This is a genomic window from Bacteroides mediterraneensis, from assembly GCF_900128455.1.
Taxonomy (GTDB): Bacteria; Bacteroidota; Bacteroidia; order Bacteroidales; family Bacteroidaceae; genus Phocaeicola; species Phocaeicola mediterraneensis.
Map to the genome: position 1 here is coordinate 1 of NZ_LT635786.1, position 1204 is coordinate 1204.

Annotated in this window: 2 protein-coding genes; both read left to right on the top strand. The window is 47.7% G+C overall.

Annotated features, from left to right (window positions below):
• Positions 1-965 (top strand): transposase family protein (locus tag BQ7480_RS17955; protein WP_139255836.1); only part of this gene is annotated, 965 nt, incomplete at its 5' end.
• A 29-nt stretch (positions 966-994) separates the two neighbouring features.
• The coding region (locus BQ7480_RS17315; protein ID WP_235816749.1) for an ATP-binding protein at positions 995-1204 on the top strand (210 nt) is incomplete at its 3' end.

Genomic DNA, 1204 nt, shown 5'->3' on the forward strand with positions numbered 1-1204 from the left:
ATGCCATAACGCAGTGCCTGAAACATCTTGGCGGCGTACCAAAGATGCTTGTCCCTGACAACCTTAAAGCTGCTGTTGTCAAGACCGACAGATATGAGCCTTCACTTAACCGTGTAATGGAGGATATGGCCAATCATTACGGTACGGTCATCATACCGGCACGTCCCGCACACCCAAAAGATAAAAGCAACGTGGAAGGGACCGTGAGGCTTGTCTATATGCGTGTGTTTGCCGAACTCCGCAATGAAACCTTCCATTCACTGGAAGAGCTTAACCGGGCAGCCTCGCTCAAAATGAAAGCGCACAACCAGAAACGCATGCAGAAGCATCCTTATACGCGTGAGGAACGGTTCCTTGCCGTAGACAGGCCTAATCTTATGCCGCTGCCTGACAGGGATTTTGAGATTGTGTCATATACCGATTTGAAGGTGTCAACCAACTGCTGTATCTATCTCGGACGTGACCAGCACTATTATACAGTACCCTATCAGTATATATCCAAAACTGCACATGTTGCATATACACGCACATTGGTAAAAGTATATGTGGACGGTGAACTTGTAGCCACTCACATACGTGATTACAACAGGGGAAAGTATACTATCGTAAAGGAGCATCTTGCAAGCAACTCCCGGGAATACAGAGGGATGAGTGCAAAATCATACATAGAGCGTGCCGAGCGTGCATCCGGCATACTTGGAGATGTAATCCGCCGCATATTTTATTCTTCCACAATGCCTCCGGAGACTCATTACAAGACCTGCGACGGGCTTCTAAACCTGCAAAGGAGCAGTGATCCGGCCGTTTTCCAGAAAGCCTGCGAGACAGCCCTGAATGTAGACAGATGCAACTATCGCTTTATCCGTTTACTGGTAGAGAGCAAGTGTGCCGGTGTGGGGCAACCTTCATTTTCCTTTGCTCCTCCGCAGCACTGTAATATCCGTGGGAAATCACAGTTCAAATGACAGACTTCTAACACTCAAAACAAATAACGATGGATGAAATTATCAATGCTCTAAGAAACCTTAAGATGCCCGGAATGGCCCATTACTGGGCTACCATGCAGGAGACGCGACAGGCAGAGTCGCTCTCCTTGAAAGACGGTCTGCAACTGCTTATACAGGCTGAACTGGATAACCGGAATCAAAGCCGGAATGCCCGTCTGATAAAAAAAGCACACTTCCGTTATCAGGCTTCCATAAGT